Origin of the sequence: Cellulomonas xiejunii (assembly GCF_024508315.1) — a bacterium.
Taxonomy (GTDB): domain Bacteria; phylum Actinomycetota; class Actinomycetes; order Actinomycetales; family Cellulomonadaceae; genus Cellulomonas; species Cellulomonas xiejunii.
In genome coordinates, this window is record NZ_CP101987.1 from 2,925,957 (window position 1) to 2,939,954 (window position 13,998).

Sequence of the window (13,998 nt, forward strand, 5' to 3'; positions counted from 1 at the left end):
CGTCACTGGCTACAGGTCACCACGCGGCGCAGCCACGCGGCCCGGGAGCACCCCCACAACGACGAAGCGGGCGGTCCCGGGATCTCTCCCGGGACCGCCCGCTTCGGGTGGTCCGGCCGTGCGGACGTCTGCAGGGTGTCAGCCCTGCGCGACGCTCCCGCCGGCAGCCTCGATCTTGTCCTTCGCGGTCGCGGAGTACGCGTCCACGTCGACGGAGACCTTGACGGTCAGCTCGCCGTCACCCAGCACCTTGACGCGCTGGCCCTTGCGGACCGCGCCCTTGGCGACCAGGTCGGCAACCGTCACGTCGCCACCGTCGGGGTACAGCGCCGAGAGCTTGTCCAGGTTGACGACCTGGTACTCGACGCGGAACGGGTTCTTGAAGCCGCGGAGCTTCGGAAGCCGCATGTGCAGCGGCATCTGCCCACCCTCGAAGCGGTCCGGCACCTGGTACCGGGCCTTGGTGCCCTTGGTACCGCGGCCGGCCGTCTTGCCCTTGGACGCCTCACCACGACCCACACGGGTCTTGGCGGTCTTGGCGCCCGGGGCCGGACGCAGGTGGTGCACCTTGAGGGTGCCACCCGCGCCGGGCTGGGCAGCGGCCTCGGCGGCAGCCTTCGCGGCAGCCGTCGGGGCCTTCTTCGCCGGAGCCTTCTCAGCCTTGGCAGAGGACTCGGCCTTGGTGGACGAAGCCGCCTTGGTCGACGCCTTCTTCTCCGCAGCCGGAGCGGACTCCGTCTTGGCGGCAGCCTTCTTCGCCGGAGCCTTCTTGGCAGCCTTCGGCGCCTCGGTCTCCGTCGTGTCGGCAGCCTTCTTGTCAGCCTTCTTGTCGTCGGCCATGGTCACTCGACCTCCTCGACCGCAACCAGGTGCGTCACCGTGTTGACCATGCCGCGGATCTCAGGGCGGTCCTCCTTGACGACGACGTCGCCGATCCGCTTCAGGCCCAGGGTGCGCAGCGTGTCGCGCTGGTTCTGCTTTCCGCCGATGGCGGACCGGGTCTGGGTCACCTTGAGGCGGGCCATCATGCACCTGCCTTCGCGGACGCCGCGGCACGACCCTCGGCCTGCGCGCGCAGCAGCGCGTGCGGCGCGACGTGGTCGAGCGGCAGCCCACGACGGGCGGCCACGGCCTCGGGCTCCTCGAGGGAGCGCAGGGCCTCGACCGTGGCGTGCACGATGTTGATCGCGTTGGTCGACCCGAGCGACTTGCTGAGCACGTCGTGGATGCCGGCGCACTCGAGCACCGCACGCACCGGACCACCGGCGATCACACCGGTACCCGGCGAGGCGGGACGCAGGAAGACGACACCGGCGGCCTTCTCACCCGTGACGGGGTGCGGGATCGTGCCCTGGATGCGGGGGACGCGGAAGAAGCTCTTCTTCGCCTCCTCGACACCCTTGGCGATCGCCGCGGGCACCTCCTTGGCCTTGCCGTAGCCGACGCCGACCGTGCCGTCGCCGTCGCCCACCACGACGAGCGCGGTGAAGCTGAACCGGCGGCCACCCTTGACGACCTTGGCGACACGGTTGATCGTCACGACGCGCTCGACGAACGCGCTCTTCTCGGCGGCGTCACCGCGCCGCCCGCCGTCACGACGGCCGCCGTCCCGGCGGTCGCCGCCGGTGCCACCGGCACCGGTGTTGCTGCGCTGAGGAGCAGCCATCAGAGAGTCCTCTTCTTCGATGCGGAGTTCGTCGTCACAGGTTCAGACCGCCCTCGCGTGCGCCGTCGGCGACCGCGGCCACACGGCCGTGGTACTTGTTGCCGCCGCGGTCGAACACGACCGCCTCGACGCCGGCAGCCTTGGCACGGGCGGCCACGAGCTCGCCGACCTTCCGGGCCTTGGCGGTCTTGTCGCCGTCGTCGGCGCGCAGGTCGGCCTCGAGGGTCGACGCGTACGCGACCGTCTTGCCGAGCGCGTCGTCCACGACCTGTGCGGTCATGTGACGCGCGGAGCGCGTCACGACGAGGCGGGGACGAGCAGCCGTGCCGACCACCTTCTTGCGCAGGCGCAGGTGACGACGCCGACGAGCGACGGTCGTGCCCTTGCCTCTGATGCCGATAGCCATGGCTACTTCCCAGCCTTTCCGACCTTGCGGCGCACGTTCTCGCCCGCGTACCGCACGCCCTTGCCCTTGTAGGGCTCCGGCTTGCGGATCTTGCGGATGTTCGCGGCGACCTCGCCCACCTGCTGCTTGTCGATGCCCTGGACCGAGAACTTCGTCGCGGACTCGACCGCGAACGTGATCCCGGCGGGGGGCTCGACGACCACAGGGTGGCTGAAGCCGAGTGCGAACTCGAGGTTGTCACCCTTCGCCAGCACGCGGTAACCGGTGCCGACGATCTCGAGCTTCTTGGTGTAGCCCTCCGTCACACCGGTGACCAGGTTGGCCAGCAGCGTGCGGGTCAGGCCGTGCAGCGAGCGCGAGTTGCGCTCGTCGTCGGGACGCGTCACCACGAGGGCGCCCGCGTCGTCGCGGTCCACCGTGAGGGGCGCGGCAACCGTGTGGCTGAGCGTGCCCTTGGGACCCTTGACCGTCACGACCTGGTCGTCGATGGCGACATCGACGCCTGCCGGCACCGGGACGGGGATCCTGCCGATTCGAGACATGGCTGTTCTCCTCTCCGTCTCGGACTTACCAGACGTAGGCGAGGACTTCCCCACCCACGCCCTTCTTGGCGGCCTGCTTGTCGGTCAGCAGCCCGGAGGACGTGGACAGGATCGCCACTCCCAGGCCGCCGAGCACCTTCGGCAGGTTGGTCGACTTGGCGTACACGCGCAGGCCCGGCTTGGACACGCGCTTGACGCCGGCGAGCGCACGCTCGCGGTTGGGGCCGTACTTCAGGGTGATCGTGAGGTTCTTGCCCACGGGCGCGTCCTCGACGGTCCAGCCGGAGATGTAGCCCTCGGCCTGCAGGATCTCGGCGACGTGGCTCTTCAGCTTCGAGAACGGGATCGTCACCGTGTCGTGGTGCGCCGAGTTCGCGTTGCGCAGACGCGTCAGGAAGTCTGCGATCGGGTCGGTCATGGTCATCGGGCGTCAGCCCTTTCTCGCCGGGGTATCCGCGGCCCTGTACAGGGCCGCGGACCTACCGACGTCAGGAGGGTGTTGCAGGTGCTGGTGTTACCAGCTGCTCTTGGTCACGCCGGGGAGCTCGCCACGGTGGGCCATCTCCCGCACGCAGATCCGGCACAGGCCGAACTTGCGGTACACCGAGTGCGGTCGCCCGCACTTCTGGCAGCGCGTGTAACCACGGACCGCGAACTTGGGCTTCGCAGCCGCCTTGTTGATGAGGGCGGTCTTCGCCATGTCAGTTCTCCTTGAACGGGAAGCCGAGGAGCTTGAGGAGCGCGCGGCCCTCGTCGTCCGTCGTCGCGGTGGTCACGATCGTGATGTCCATGCCGCGGACACGGTCGATCTTGTCCTGGTCGATCTCGTGGAACACGGACTGCTCCACGAGGCCGAACGTGTAGTTGCCGTGGCCGTCGAACTGCTTGGGCGACAGGCCGCGGAAGTCACGGATGCGCGGCAGCGCCGTCGACAGCAGGCGGTCGAGGAACTCCCAGGCACGGTCGCCGCGCAGCGTGACGTGCGCACCGATCGGCATGCCCTCGCGCAGCTTGAACTGCGCGATGGACTTGCGGGCCTTGGTGACCTGCGGCTTCTGACCCGTGATCTGCGTCAGGTCGCGGATCGCGCCCTCGATGAGCTTGGAGTCCTTCGCAGCATCGCCGACACCCATGTTGACGACGACCTTGACCAGTCGCGCCACCTGGTTGATGTTCTCGTGGCTGAACTGCTCGAAGAGCGCCGAACGGATCTCGTCGTTGTAGCGCGACTTGAGCCGCGGCAGAGCCGGGGCCTCGATGGTGGTCTCGGTCATCAGATGTCCTTACCGGAGCGCTTGGCGACGCGGACGCGCACAGTGCGCGTGCGCCCGTCGCGCTCGACCTGCTCGGTGCGGTAGCCGACCCGGGTGCCCTTCTTGGTCTCCGGGTCCACGAGCATCACGTTGCTGATGTGGATGGGGGCCTCGATCGTCTCGATGCCGCCGGTGCGGGTGCCGCGCGAGGTCTGGCCGGCCTTCGTGTGCTTCTGCACACGCTGGACGCCCTCGACGACGACGCGCTGCGTCTCGGGGAGGACCTCGAGCACACGGCCCTGCTGGCCCTTGTCACGACCCGAGATCACGAGGACGAGGTCGCCCTTCTTGATCTTCGCCATGGTCAGATCACCTCCGGAGCGAGCGAGATGATCTTCATGAACTTCTTGTCACGCAGCTCCCGGCCCACCGGGCCGAAGATGCGCGTGCCACGAGGCTCTCCGTCGTTCTTGAGGATCACGGCCGCGTTCTCGTCGAACTTGATGTACGAGCCGTCGGGACGCCGACGCTCCTTGCGGGTACGGACGATGACCGCCTTGACGACGTCGCCCTTCTTCACGTTGCCGCCGGGGATGGCGTCCTTCACGGTGGCGACGATGACGTCACCGATGCCCGCGTACCGGCGGCCGGAGCCGCCGAGCACACGGATGCAAAGGATCTCCTTGGCACCCGTGTTGTCGGCGACACGCAGTCGCGACTCCTGCTGGATCATCTACCTACTCCTGTCGTCTGGCGGGTTCTCGCTCGCACGGCGGCGACGAGCCTGGCCATCCGGATGGTTGCCGTGGTGCACACGCCGCGGGCGGGAGACCCGCCCGCGTCGTGGGCAACTGTCGTGGTGCTGTGCTGCCGGGGCCTCGCGGCCGTCGGCAGGGTTACTTGGCCTTCTGGTGGATCTCGACGAGGCGCCAGCGCTTGGCTGCCGACAGCGGCCGGGTCTCCATGATCTCGACCAGGTCGCCGACGCCGGCGGCGTTCAGCTCGTCGTGCACCTTCACCTTGCTGGTACGGCGGATGACCTTGCCGTACAGCGGGTGCTTGACGCGGTCCTCGACCTCGACGACGACCGTCTTGTCCATCTTGTCGGACACGACGTAGCCGCGGCGGGTCTTACGGTACGCGCGGGGGTCCGACGTCGCCGTCGTCTGCTCGTGCTTCGTGGTCATGATTGCCTCACTCCGCGCTCGGGGCGGTACGGATGCCGAGCTCACGCTCGCGCAGGATCGTGTAGATGCGCGCGATGTCGCGGCGGACGGCCTTGAGGCGCCCGTGGCTCTCGAGCTGACCGGTCGCGGACTGGAAGCGGAGGTTGAACAGCTCCTCCTTGGCCTTCTTCAGCTCGGCGACCAGCTTCTCGTCGTCGAAGGTGTCCAGCTCCGTGGGAGCCAGATCCTTGGTTCCGATAGCCATCAGTTACCACCCTCGCGCACGATGAAACGTGTCTTCATCGGGAGCTTGTGCTGCGCGCGACGCATGGCCTCACGCGCGAGCGGCTCCGGGACACCGGCGAGCTCGAACAGAACTCGGCCCGGCTTGACGTTGGCGATCCACCACTCGGGCGAGCCCTTGCCGGAACCCATGCGGGTCTCGGCGGGCTTCTTCGTGAGGGGACGGTCCGGGTAGATGTTGATCCAGACCTTCCCACCACGCTTGATGTGGCGGGTCATGGCGATACGTGCAGCCTCGATCTGCCGGTTGGTGACGTACGCCGGCTCGAGAGCCTGGATGCCGTACTCACCGAACGAGATCACGGTGCCACCCGTCGCGGCGCCGGAGCGCCCCGGGTGGTGCTGCTTACGGTGCTTCAGCCTGCGCGGGATCAGCACGGCTCAGGCCTCCGTTCCGGACTCGGTGGGAGCGTCCGCCGCGGGCGCCGCCTCGGCAGCCGGGGCGGGTGCGTCCTGACGCTCCGGCCGACGTGCACCGGTGCGGGGACCACGGTCGCCACGGTCGCCACGGTCTCCACGCGGGCCGCCGCGGGAAGGACGGGGAGCCTGCGAGGCCTGCTCGCGCGCCCACTCCTTCTCGGTCATGTCGCCCTTGTAGACCCAGACCTTCACGCCGATGCGGCCGAAGGTCGTGCGGGCCTCGAAGAAGCCGTAGTCGATGTTCGCGCGCAGCGTGTGCAGCGGCACACGACCCTCGCGGTAGAACTCCGTGCGGCTCATCTCCGCGCCGCCGAGGCGGCCGGAGACCTGCACGCGGATGCCCTTGGCACCCGCACGCTGGGCCGACTGGATGCCCTTGCGCATGGCACGACGGAACGAGACGCGGCTCGCCAGCTGCTCGGCGATGCCCTGGGCGACCAGCTGAGCCTCGATCTCGGCGTTCTTGACCTCGAGGATGTTCAGCTGGACCTGCTTGCCCGTGAGCTTCTCGAGCTCGCCGCGGATGCGGTCGGCCTCCGCGCCACGACGCCCGATGACGATGCCCGGGCGGGCGGTGTGGATGTCGACGCGCACACGGTCACGCGTGCGCTCGATCTCGACCTTGGCGATACCGGCGCGCTCGAGACCCGTGCTCATGAGCTTGCGGATCTGCACGTCCTCGCGGACGTAGTCGCGGTAGCGCTGACCCGGCTTCGTCGAGTCGGCGAACCACCGCGAACGGTGATCGGTCGTGATGCCCAGGCGGTACCCGAGCGGGTTGACTTTCTGTCCCACTATCGGGCCCGTCCCTTCGTCTCACGCTCAGCGACGACCACGGTGATGTGGCTCGTGCGCTTGAGGATCTGGCTGGCCCGACCCTGCGCCCGCGGACGGAACCGCTTGAGCGTCGGACCCTCGTCGACGAAGACCTCCGAGATGTAGAGGTCTGCCTCGTCGAGTCGCTCGCTGTTGCGCTTGGCCCCCTCGACCGCATTCGCGACCGCGGACTGCACCGTCTTCAAGACGGGCTCTGCCGCGGCCTGCGGCGCGAACTTCAGCACCGCCACGGCCTCCGCCGCCTGCTTGCCACGGATGAGGTCCACGACGCGGCGGGCCTTCTGGGGCGTGACGCGGACGAACCGCGCCTTCGCCTTGGCTTCCATCGCTGTCCTGCTCTCTTGTCTCTGCCGTCAGGGCGTCACCAGGCTGACCCGGGGGTCAGCGGCGACGGCCCTTCCGGTCGTCCTTCTCGTGGCCGCGGAACGTCCGCGTGGGGGCGAACTCGCCGAGCTTGTGCCCGACCATCGACTCCGTCACGAAAACCGGGGTGTGCTTGCGGCCGTCGTGCACCGCGAACGTGTGGCCGAGGAAGTCCGGCGTGATCATCGAACGACGAGACCACGTCTTGATGACGTTCTTCGTGCCGGCCTCGTTCTGAGCGTCGACCTTCTTCTGCAGGTGGCCGTCGACGAACGGGCCCTTCTTGAGGCTGCGAGGCATTCTCTCGGGCTCCTATCAGCGCTTCTTGCCGGTGCGCCGACGGCGCACGATGAGCTTGTCGCTCGGCTTGTTCGGACGACGGGTACGGCCCTCCGACTGGCCCCACGGGCTGACGGGGTGACGTCCACCGGACGTCTTGCCCTCGCCACCACCGTGCGGGTGGTCGATCGGGTTCATGGCCACACCACGGACGGTGGGGCGCTTGCCCTTCCACCGCATGCGGCCGGCCTTGCCCCAGTTGATGTTCGACTGCTCGGCGTTGCCCACCTCGCCGACCGTGGCGCGGCAGCGCAGGTCGACGTTGCGGATCTCACCGGAGGGCATGCGCAGCTGCGCGTACGGCCCGTCCTTGGCGACGAGCTGCACCGACGCCCCGGCCGAACGTGCGATCTTCGCGCCGCCACCGGGCTTGAGCTCGATGGCGTGGATGACCGTACCGGTCGGGATGTTGCGCAGCGGCAGGTTGTTGCCGGGCTTGATGTCCGCCCCGGCGCCTGCCTCGAGCATGTCGCCCTGCGACACCTTGTTGGGGGCGAGGATGTACCGCTTCTCGCCGTCCGCGTAGTGCAGCAGCGCGATGCGCGCGGTGCGGTTCGGGTCGTACTCGATGTGCGCGACCTTGGCCGGCACGCCGTCCTTGTCGTGACGACGGAAGTCGATCACGCGGTAGGCGCGCTTGTGCCCGCCGCCCTGGTGACGCGTCGTGATGCGACCGGTCGAGTTACGACCGCCGGTCTTGTGCAGCGGACGGACGAGCGACTTCTCCGGCTGCGAGCGCGTGATCTCGACGAAGTCGGCGACGCTCGAGCCACGGCGGCCAGGCGTCGTCGGCTTGTACTTGCGGATTCCCATGAAAGTAAGTCCTCTTCGCTCTCGGTCAGCCGACCGGTCCGCCGAAGATGTCGATCGAGCCCTCGCGGAGGGTGACGATCGCACGCTTCGTGTTCTTGCGGCGGCCGATGCCGAAGCGGGTCCGGCGGGCCTTGCCCTGACGGTTCGCGGTGTTGACCGACTCGACCTTGACGCCGAAGACGTGCTCGACGGCGATCTTGATCTCGGTCTTGTTGGCCCGCGGGTCGACGAGGAAGGTGTACTTCCCCTCGTCGAGCAGGCCGTAGCTCTTCTCCGAGACGACCGGCGCGATCAGGATGTCGCGCGGGTCCTTGCCGACGGCGGTCACTTCGTCTCCTCGTTGGCCTCGGACTCGGAAGCGACAGCCTTCGCGCCCTTGACGGGGCCGGCGAGGAACGCGTCGAGCGCGCCCTGCGTGAAGACCACGTCGTCCGAGATGAGGACGTCGTAGGTGTTGAGCTGGTCGGCGACGAGCAGGTGGACCCGCTCGACGTTCCGCAGCGACTTCCAGGTGATCTCGTCCTGACGCTCGACGACCACGAGGACGTGCTTGCGGCCGGAGAGGTTGTCGAGGACCGCGATCGCGGACTTCGTCGACGGGACCTCACCCGGGGCGAAGCCCGTGACGACGTGGACGCGACCGGCACGCGCGCGGTCCGAGAGAGCACCGCGGAGCGCCGCGGCCTTCATCTTCTTCGGGGTCCGCTGCGAGTAGTCACGCGGGGTGGGGCCGTGGACGACACCACCACCGGCGAACTGAGGTGCACGGGTCGAACCCTGACGGGCGCGGCCGGTGCCCTTCTGCTTGTACGGCTTCCTGCCACCACCGCGGACCTCGCCGCGGCTCTTGGTGTCGTGGGTGCCCTGGCGCGCCGCGGCGAGCTGGGCGACGACGACCTGGTGGATCAGCGGGACGTTCGTCGTGGCGTCGAAGACGTCACCGGGCAGGTCGGCCGTTCCGGCCTTCTTGCCCTTCTCGTCGAGGACGTCGACGGTCAGCGTGTCGCTCATCGAGGTCACGCACCCTTCGCAGCGGAACGCACGACCACGACGCCGCCCTTGGGGCCGGGAACCGCGCCCTTGACGAGCAGCAGACCCCTCTCGACGTCGATCGCGTGCACGGTCAGGTTCTGGGTGGTCTGACGGGCGACGCCCATCCGACCGGCCATCTTGATGCCCTTGAACACGCGCGACGGCGTCGATGCGCCACCGATCGAGCCGGGCTTGCGGTGGTTGCGGTGCGCACCGTGGGAGGCGCCGACGCCGTGGAAGCCGTGACGCTTCATCACACCGGCCGTGCCCTTGCCCTTGGTGGTACCGGTGACGTCCACGACCTGGCCGGCCTCGAAGGCACCGGCCGTGATCTCCTGCCCGAGCGTGTACTCGGCAGCGTTGGACGTACGGATCTCGGCCACATGCCGACGGGGGGTGACCCCCGCCTTCTCGAAGTGGCCCTTGAGCGGCTTGGTGACCTTGCGCGGGTCGATCTGGCCGTAGGCCAGCTGGACCGAGCTGTAGCCGTCGCTCTCAGCGGAGCGGACCTGCGTCACGACGTTCGTACCCACGGCGACGACGGTGACGGGAACGAGGCGGCCTGCCTCGTCCCACACCTGCGTCATGCCGAGCTTGGTGCCGAGCAGCGCCGTGACGGGGCGCGCGTTCTGCTGGGTAACCATGAAGATCAGTCCCTTCCCAGCGGTTTCAGAGCTTGATCTCGATGTTCACGTCCGCAGGCAGGTCGAGACGCATGAGCGAGTCGACGGCCTTCGGCGTGGGATCGATGATGTCGATGAGCCGCTTGTGCGTGCGCATCTCGAAGTGCTCGCGGCTGTCCTTGTACTTGTGGGGCGACCGGATGACGCAGAAGACGTTCTTCTCCGTCGGCAGCGGCACCGGACCCACGACCGACGCACCAGCGCGAGTCACCGTGTCGACGATCTTGCGCGCCGAGCTGTCGATGACCTCGTGGTCGTAGGACTTGAGCCGGATGCGGATCTTCTGTCCCGCCATGGCGTCGTCTACTTCTCTCTCTCGAAATACCGGTCCGTCCGACCCCCGCACTCGGGCGTGTCGCTCTGCGCGACGCACCTTTGTGCGTGTTCCGTTCCCGGAAAGGGGCCGTGGTTGTCGTCGAACGCCCCCCACCGGGTGACCCCGGGGTCCGAGCGTTCGCCACGTCTGTTCGCCCAGCCGATAGGCGCGCGTGAACGCACACCCCGGCGGGCAACCCCGACAGTCTGCCAGACGAACCCGGAAAAGACCAAGTCGGGGTCGGAGGTCGCTCCCCGCACGGCTGTCGACGGCTCCGTGCGGCCCTCGCCACGCCGGCCGGGGAGACGACGCAGGGCCCGGGAACCGAAGCTCCCAGGCCCTGCGTGGTGGATCAGCCCAGAGGGGCGGAGATCACTTGGTGATCTTGGTGACGCGGCCCGAGCCGACGGTGCGGCCACCCTCGCGGATGGCGAAGCCGAGGCCTTCCTCCATCGCGATGGGCTGGATCAGCGTCACGGAGATCTCCGTGTTGTCGCCGGGCATGACCATCTCGGTGCCCTCGGGCAGCGTGATGACACCGGTGACGTCCGTCGTCCGGAAGTAGAACTGGGGACGGTAGTTCCCGTAGAACGGGTTGTGACGGCCACCCTCGTCCTTGGACAGGATGTAGACCTGGCCCTCGAACTCGGTGTGCGGCGTGATCGAGCCGGGCTTGACGACGACCTGCCCACGCTCGACCTCCTCACGCTTCGTGCCGCGCAGGAGCAGGCCGACATTCTCGCCCGCCTCGGCGTAGTCGAGCAGCTTGCGGAACATCTCGACACCGGTGACGGTGGTCTTGATCGCCTTCTCCTTGATGCCGACGATCTCCACCTCCTCGTTCACCTTGAGCGAGCCGCGCTCGACACGACCGGTGACGACCGTGCCACGGCCGGTGATCGTGAAGACGTCCTCGATCGGCATGAGGAACGGCTTGTCGATCTCGCGGACCGGGTCCGGCACGTTCTCGTCGACCGCGTCGAGCAGGTCCTCGACGGACTTGACCCACTGCGGGTCGCCCTCGAGGGCCTTGAGGCCCGAGACGCGCACGACGGGCGCGTTGTCGCCGTCGAAGTCCTGCGACGACAGCAGCTCGCGGACCTCCATCTCGACGAGCTCGAGGATCTCCTCGTCGTCGACCATGTCGGCCTTGTTGAGCGCCACGAGCAGGTACGGCACGCCGACCTGACGGGCGAGCAGGACGTGCTCGCGGGTCTGGGCCATCGGGCCGTCGGTCGCCGCGACCACGAGGATGGCGCCGTCCATCTGCGCCGCACCCGTGATCATGTTCTTGATGTAGTCGGCGTGACCGGGGGCGTCGACGTGCGCGTAGTGACGCTTCTCGGTCTGGTACTCGACGTGCGCGATGTTGATCGTGATACCGCGCTGCTTCTCCTCAGGCGCCTTGTCGATCTGGTCGAACGGCGTGAAGGGGTTCAGGTCCGGGTACTTGTCATGCAGCACCTTCGAGATCGCGGCCGTCAGCGTCGTCTTGCCGTGGTCGACGTGACCGATGGTCCCGATGTTGACGTGCGGCTTCGTCCGCTCGAACTTCGCCTTGCCCACTGGGTGTCCTCCTCAGGACTTGGTAGAGATTGCCCGACGGCAGCCACCTCACGGTACCTGCTCGACGTGCGGTCCTACGGGTCGGATGTGTAGCTGGAACTGCAGGGTTCGACCTGTGGGACTACTCGCCCCGGGTCTTCTTGATGATCTCTTCGGCAACCGCCCGAGGAACCTCGGCGTAGCTGTCGAACTGCATCGAGTACACGGCACGACCCTGGGTCTTCGACCGCAGGTCGCCGACGTACCCGAACATCTCGGAGAGCGGCACCTGGGCGCGGACGACCTTGACGCCGGTCGCGTCCTCCATGGACTGGATGATGCCGCGGCGCGAGTTGATGTCGCCGATGACCTCGCCCATGTACTCCTCGGGCGTGCGCACCTCGACGGCCATGATCGGCTCGAGGAGGGCCGGGTCCGCCTTGCGCACCGCCTCCTTGAGGATCATCGAGCCGGCGATCTTGAACGCCATCTCCGAGGAGTCGACGTCGTGCGCCGCACCGTCGAGCAGGATCGCCTTGACGCCCACCAGCGGGTAGCCCGCGAGGACGCCCAGCTGCATCGCGCTCTGGATGCCGGCGTCGACCGACGGGATGTACTCGCGCGGGATGCGGCCACCGGTGACCTTGTTGTCGAACTCGTACAGCTCGCCCTCGGCGGGGTCCAGCGGCTCGAAGGTCATCTGCACCTTGGCGTACTGGCCCGAGCCACCGGTCTGCTTCTTGTGCACGTAGTCGATCTTCGTGACGGCCCGACGGATCGTCTCGCGGTAGGCCACCTGCGGCTTGCCGACGTTGGCCTCGACCTTGAACTCGCGACGCATGCGGTCGACGAGGATGTCGAGGTGGAGCTCGCCCATGCCGCCGATGACGGTCTGGCCGGTCTCCTCGTCCAGGCGGACCCGGAACGTGGGGTCCTCCTCGGCGAGCTTCTGGATGGCCGTGGAGAGCTTCTCCTGGTCGGCCTTCGTCTTCGGCTCGATCGCCACGTCGATGACGGGCTCCGGGAACGTCATCGACTCGAGGATCACCGGCGCGCTCGGGTCGCACAGGGTGTCACCGGTGGTGACGTCCTTGAGCCCGATGAACGCGTAGATGTGACCGGCCTGCGCCTCGGCGACGGGGTTCTCCTTGTTGGAGTGCATCTGGAAGAGCTTCCCGATGCGCTCCTTCTTCCCCTTGGTCGAGTTGAGCACCGCGGCGCCCGACTCGACCTTGCCCGAGTACACGCGCACGTACGTCAGCTTGCCGAAGAACGGGTGCGTGGCGACCTTGAACGCGAGAGCCGAGAACGGCTCGGTCGCGTCCGGGTGACGCTCGACGACGAGCTCCGGGTCCTTGACGTCGTGACCCGCGACCGCGGCGACGTCCAGGGGCGTCGGCAGGTAGTCGATGACGGCGTCGAGCATGGGCTGCACGCCCTTGTTCTTGAACGCCGACCCGCACAGCACGGGGTACGCCTGCGACGAGATGGTGAGCTGGCGGATGCCGGCCTTGATCTCGGCGACCGTCAGCTCCTCGCCACCGAGGAACTTCTCGAGCACCTCGTCGCTCGTCTCCGCGACGGCCTCGAGCAGCTCGGCCCGGTACTGCTCGGCCTTCTCCTGCAGGTCCGCCGGGATGTCCTCGATCTCGTACTTCTCGCCGAGGGCGGTCTCGCCGCGCCAGACGAGCGCACGCATCTCGACCAGGTCCACGACGCCGATGAAGTCGTTCTCGGAGCCGATCGGCAGCTGGATGACCAGCGGCTTGGCCTTGAGACGGTTCACGATGGTGTCGACCGTGAAGTAGAAGTCCGCGCCGAGCTTGTCCATCTTGTTGACGAAGCAGATACGCGGGACGTCGTACTTGTCGGCCTGGCGCCAGACGGTCTCCGACTGGGGCTCCACGCCCTCCTTGCCGTCGAACACGGCGACGGCACCGTCGAGGACGCGCAGCGAGCGCTCGACCTCGACCGTGAAGTCGACGTGGCCGGGCGTGTCGATGATGTTGATCTGGTTGTTCTTCCAGTAGCAGGTCGTCGCGGCCGACGTGATCGTGATGCCGCGCTCCTGCTCCTGCTCCATCCAGTCCATCGTCGAGGCGCCGTCGTGCGTCTCACCGATCTTGTAGTTGACCCCCGTGTAGAACAGGATCCGCTCGGTGGTCGTCGTCTTGCCGGCATCGATGTGCGCCATGATGCCGATGTTGCGGACCTTCGTGAGGTCCGTCAGCACGTCCAGTGCCACGTGGTAGCCCCTTGTCGGTTGGCTTAGAGGTGGGAGCCGTTCGCGTCGCCGCGGGTCTGCCTGTCACCA

General features: G+C 67.9%; 23 protein-coding genes. All 23 read right to left on the reverse strand.

Annotated elements, in window-relative coordinates:
- Window positions 1-138: 138 nt before the first annotated feature.
- Complete coding sequence (gene rplO, locus NP048_RS13340; protein ID WP_227576125.1) at window positions 139-840, reverse strand: 50S ribosomal protein L15; 702 nt, start codon at window positions 838-840, stop codon at window positions 139-141.
- Between the two features lie 2 nt (window positions 841-842).
- Entirely contained in the window at window positions 843-1,025 is a 183-nt protein-coding gene (gene rpmD / locus NP048_RS13345) for a 50S ribosomal protein L30 (protein WP_191782373.1), read from the reverse strand.
- Window positions 1,025-1,666, reverse strand: a complete 642-nt coding sequence (gene rpsE, locus NP048_RS13350; protein ID WP_227576126.1) for a 30S ribosomal protein S5 — start codon at window positions 1,664-1,666, stop codon at window positions 1,025-1,027. The genes rpmD and rpsE overlap by 1 nt, the downstream gene beginning before the upstream one ends.
- Before the next feature lie 34 nt (window positions 1,667-1,700).
- Window positions 1,701-2,072 (reverse strand): 50S ribosomal protein L18, encoded by a 372-nt coding sequence (gene rplR, locus NP048_RS13355; protein ID WP_227576127.1) that lies wholly within the window; start codon window positions 2,070-2,072, stop codon window positions 1,701-1,703.
- Window positions 2,073-2,074: 2 nt separating this feature from the next.
- On the reverse strand, window positions 2,075-2,614 hold the full coding sequence (gene rplF, locus NP048_RS13360; protein ID WP_227576128.1) for a 50S ribosomal protein L6: 540 nt from the start codon (window positions 2,612-2,614) through the stop codon (window positions 2,075-2,077).
- A 25-nt stretch (window positions 2,615-2,639) separates the two neighbouring features.
- Window positions 2,640-3,038 (reverse strand): 30S ribosomal protein S8, encoded by a 399-nt coding sequence (gene rpsH, locus NP048_RS13365; protein WP_191782362.1) that lies wholly within the window; start codon window positions 3,036-3,038, stop codon window positions 2,640-2,642.
- Between the two features lie 90 nt (window positions 3,039-3,128).
- Window positions 3,129-3,314 (reverse strand): type Z 30S ribosomal protein S14, encoded by a 186-nt coding sequence (locus tag NP048_RS13370; RefSeq protein WP_046528982.1) that lies wholly within the window; start codon window positions 3,312-3,314, stop codon window positions 3,129-3,131.
- Window position 3,315: 1 nt separating this feature from the next.
- Entirely contained in the window at window positions 3,316-3,888 is a 573-nt protein-coding gene (gene rplE, locus NP048_RS13375) for a 50S ribosomal protein L5 (protein ID WP_227576129.1), read from the reverse strand.
- Window positions 3,888-4,229: a 50S ribosomal protein L24 gene (gene rplX / locus NP048_RS13380; protein WP_203671262.1), complete on the reverse strand. Its 342-nt coding sequence runs from the start codon at window positions 4,227-4,229 to the stop codon at window positions 3,888-3,890. Before rplX ends, rplE begins: the two co-directional genes overlap by 1 nt.
- Window positions 4,230-4,231: 2 nt before the next feature.
- Window positions 4,232-4,600, reverse strand: a complete 369-nt coding sequence (rplN, locus tag NP048_RS13385; RefSeq protein ID WP_013117868.1) for a 50S ribosomal protein L14 — start codon at window positions 4,598-4,600, stop codon at window positions 4,232-4,234.
- Between the two features lie 163 nt (window positions 4,601-4,763).
- A complete protein-coding gene (gene rpsQ / locus NP048_RS13390; RefSeq protein WP_227576130.1) occupies window positions 4,764-5,054 on the reverse strand; it encodes a 30S ribosomal protein S17 in 291 nt (96 codons plus the stop codon).
- A gap of 7 nt (window positions 5,055-5,061) precedes the next feature.
- Complete coding sequence (gene rpmC, locus NP048_RS13395) at window positions 5,062-5,298, reverse strand: 50S ribosomal protein L29 (protein WP_227576131.1); 237 nt, start codon at window positions 5,296-5,298, stop codon at window positions 5,062-5,064.
- Complete coding sequence (gene rplP / locus NP048_RS13400) at window positions 5,298-5,714, reverse strand: 50S ribosomal protein L16 (protein WP_013117871.1); 417 nt, start codon at window positions 5,712-5,714, stop codon at window positions 5,298-5,300. Before rplP ends, rpmC begins: the two co-directional genes overlap by 1 nt.
- A gap of 3 nt (window positions 5,715-5,717) precedes the next feature.
- Entirely contained in the window at window positions 5,718-6,551 is an 834-nt protein-coding gene (gene rpsC / locus NP048_RS13405; RefSeq protein ID WP_227576132.1) for a 30S ribosomal protein S3, read from the reverse strand.
- On the reverse strand, window positions 6,551-6,919 hold the full coding sequence (gene rplV / locus NP048_RS13410; protein WP_227576133.1) for a 50S ribosomal protein L22: 369 nt from the start codon (window positions 6,917-6,919) through the stop codon (window positions 6,551-6,553). Before rplV ends, rpsC begins: the two co-directional genes overlap by 1 nt.
- Window positions 6,920-6,974: 55 nt before the next feature.
- Window positions 6,975-7,256 carry a 30S ribosomal protein S19 gene (gene rpsS, locus NP048_RS13415; protein WP_013117874.1) on the reverse strand — a complete coding sequence of 94 codons (282 nt, stop codon included), beginning with the start codon at window positions 7,254-7,256 and terminating at the stop codon, window positions 6,975-6,977.
- Window positions 7,257-7,271: 15 nt separating this feature from the next.
- Entirely contained in the window at window positions 7,272-8,108 is an 837-nt protein-coding gene (gene rplB, locus NP048_RS13420) for a 50S ribosomal protein L2 (protein WP_227576134.1), read from the reverse strand.
- Between the two features lie 25 nt (window positions 8,109-8,133).
- On the reverse strand, window positions 8,134-8,436 hold the full coding sequence (rplW, locus tag NP048_RS13425) for a 50S ribosomal protein L23 (protein WP_227576135.1): 303 nt from the start codon (window positions 8,434-8,436) through the stop codon (window positions 8,134-8,136).
- Entirely contained in the window at window positions 8,433-9,119 is a 687-nt protein-coding gene (gene rplD / locus NP048_RS13430; RefSeq protein WP_208195833.1) for a 50S ribosomal protein L4, read from the reverse strand. Before rplD ends, rplW begins: the two co-directional genes overlap by 4 nt.
- A gap of 5 nt (window positions 9,120-9,124) precedes the next feature.
- Window positions 9,125-9,784 carry a 50S ribosomal protein L3 gene (rplC, locus tag NP048_RS13435; protein ID WP_191782349.1) on the reverse strand — a complete coding sequence of 220 codons (660 nt, stop codon included), beginning with the start codon at window positions 9,782-9,784 and terminating at the stop codon, window positions 9,125-9,127.
- Between the two features lie 25 nt (window positions 9,785-9,809).
- Window positions 9,810-10,118 (reverse strand): 30S ribosomal protein S10, encoded by a 309-nt coding sequence (gene rpsJ, locus NP048_RS13440; RefSeq protein WP_013117879.1) that lies wholly within the window; start codon window positions 10,116-10,118, stop codon window positions 9,810-9,812.
- Window positions 10,119-10,511: 393 nt separating this feature from the next.
- Window positions 10,512-11,705 (reverse strand): elongation factor Tu, encoded by a 1,194-nt coding sequence (gene tuf, locus NP048_RS13445; RefSeq protein WP_227576136.1) that lies wholly within the window; start codon window positions 11,703-11,705, stop codon window positions 10,512-10,514.
- Window positions 11,706-11,826: 121 nt separating this feature from the next.
- Entirely contained in the window at window positions 11,827-13,929 is a 2,103-nt protein-coding gene (gene fusA / locus NP048_RS13450) for an elongation factor G (protein WP_227576137.1), read from the reverse strand.
- Window positions 13,930-13,998 lie beyond the last annotated feature (69 nt).

Excerpts from the sequence above, each read along its gene's own strand:
- rplO (WP_227576125.1), bottom strand. The coding sequence starts at position 840 with ATGGCCGACGACAAGAAGGCTGACAAGAAGGCTGCCGACACGACGGAG.
- rpmD (WP_191782373.1), bottom strand. The coding sequence starts at position 1,025 with ATGGCCCGCCTCAAGGTGACCCAGACCCGGTCCGCCATCGGCGGAAAG.
- rpsE (WP_227576126.1), bottom strand. The coding sequence starts at position 1,666 with ATGGCTGCTCCTCAGCGCAGCAACACCGGTGCCGGTGGCACCGGCGGC.
- rplR (WP_227576127.1), bottom strand. The coding sequence starts at position 2,072 with ATGGCTATCGGCATCAGAGGCAAGGGCACGACCGTCGCTCGTCGGCGT.
- rplF (WP_227576128.1), bottom strand. The coding sequence starts at position 2,614 with ATGTCTCGAATCGGCAGGATCCCCGTCCCGGTGCCGGCAGGCGTCGAT.
- rpsH (WP_191782362.1), bottom strand. The coding sequence starts at position 3,038 with ATGACCATGACCGACCCGATCGCAGACTTCCTGACGCGTCTGCGCAAC.
- NP048_RS13370 (WP_046528982.1), bottom strand. The coding sequence starts at position 3,314 with ATGGCGAAGACCGCCCTCATCAACAAGGCGGCTGCGAAGCCCAAGTTC.
- rplE (WP_227576129.1), bottom strand. The coding sequence starts at position 3,888 with ATGACCGAGACCACCATCGAGGCCCCGGCTCTGCCGCGGCTCAAGTCG.
- rplX (WP_203671262.1), bottom strand. The coding sequence starts at position 4,229 with ATGGCGAAGATCAAGAAGGGCGACCTCGTCCTCGTGATCTCGGGTCGT.
- rplN (WP_013117868.1), bottom strand. The coding sequence starts at position 4,600 with ATGATCCAGCAGGAGTCGCGACTGCGTGTCGCCGACAACACGGGTGCC.
- rpsQ (WP_227576130.1), bottom strand. The coding sequence starts at position 5,054 with ATGACCACGAAGCACGAGCAGACGACGGCGACGTCGGACCCCCGCGCG.
- rpmC (WP_227576131.1), bottom strand. The coding sequence starts at position 5,298 with ATGGCTATCGGAACCAAGGATCTGGCTCCCACGGAGCTGGACACCTTC.
- rplV (WP_227576133.1), bottom strand. The coding sequence starts at position 6,919 with ATGGAAGCCAAGGCGAAGGCGCGGTTCGTCCGCGTCACGCCCCAGAAG.
- rpsS (WP_013117874.1), bottom strand. The coding sequence starts at position 7,256 with ATGCCTCGCAGCCTCAAGAAGGGCCCGTTCGTCGACGGCCACCTGCAG.
- rplB (WP_227576134.1), bottom strand. The coding sequence starts at position 8,108 with ATGGGAATCCGCAAGTACAAGCCGACGACGCCTGGCCGCCGTGGCTCG.
- rplD (WP_208195833.1), bottom strand. The coding sequence starts at position 9,119 with ATGAGCGACACGCTGACCGTCGACGTCCTCGACGAGAAGGGCAAGAAG.
- rplC (WP_191782349.1), bottom strand. The coding sequence starts at position 9,784 with ATGGTTACCCAGCAGAACGCGCGCCCCGTCACGGCGCTGCTCGGCACC.
- rpsJ (WP_013117879.1), bottom strand. The coding sequence starts at position 10,118 with ATGGCGGGACAGAAGATCCGCATCCGGCTCAAGTCCTACGACCACGAG.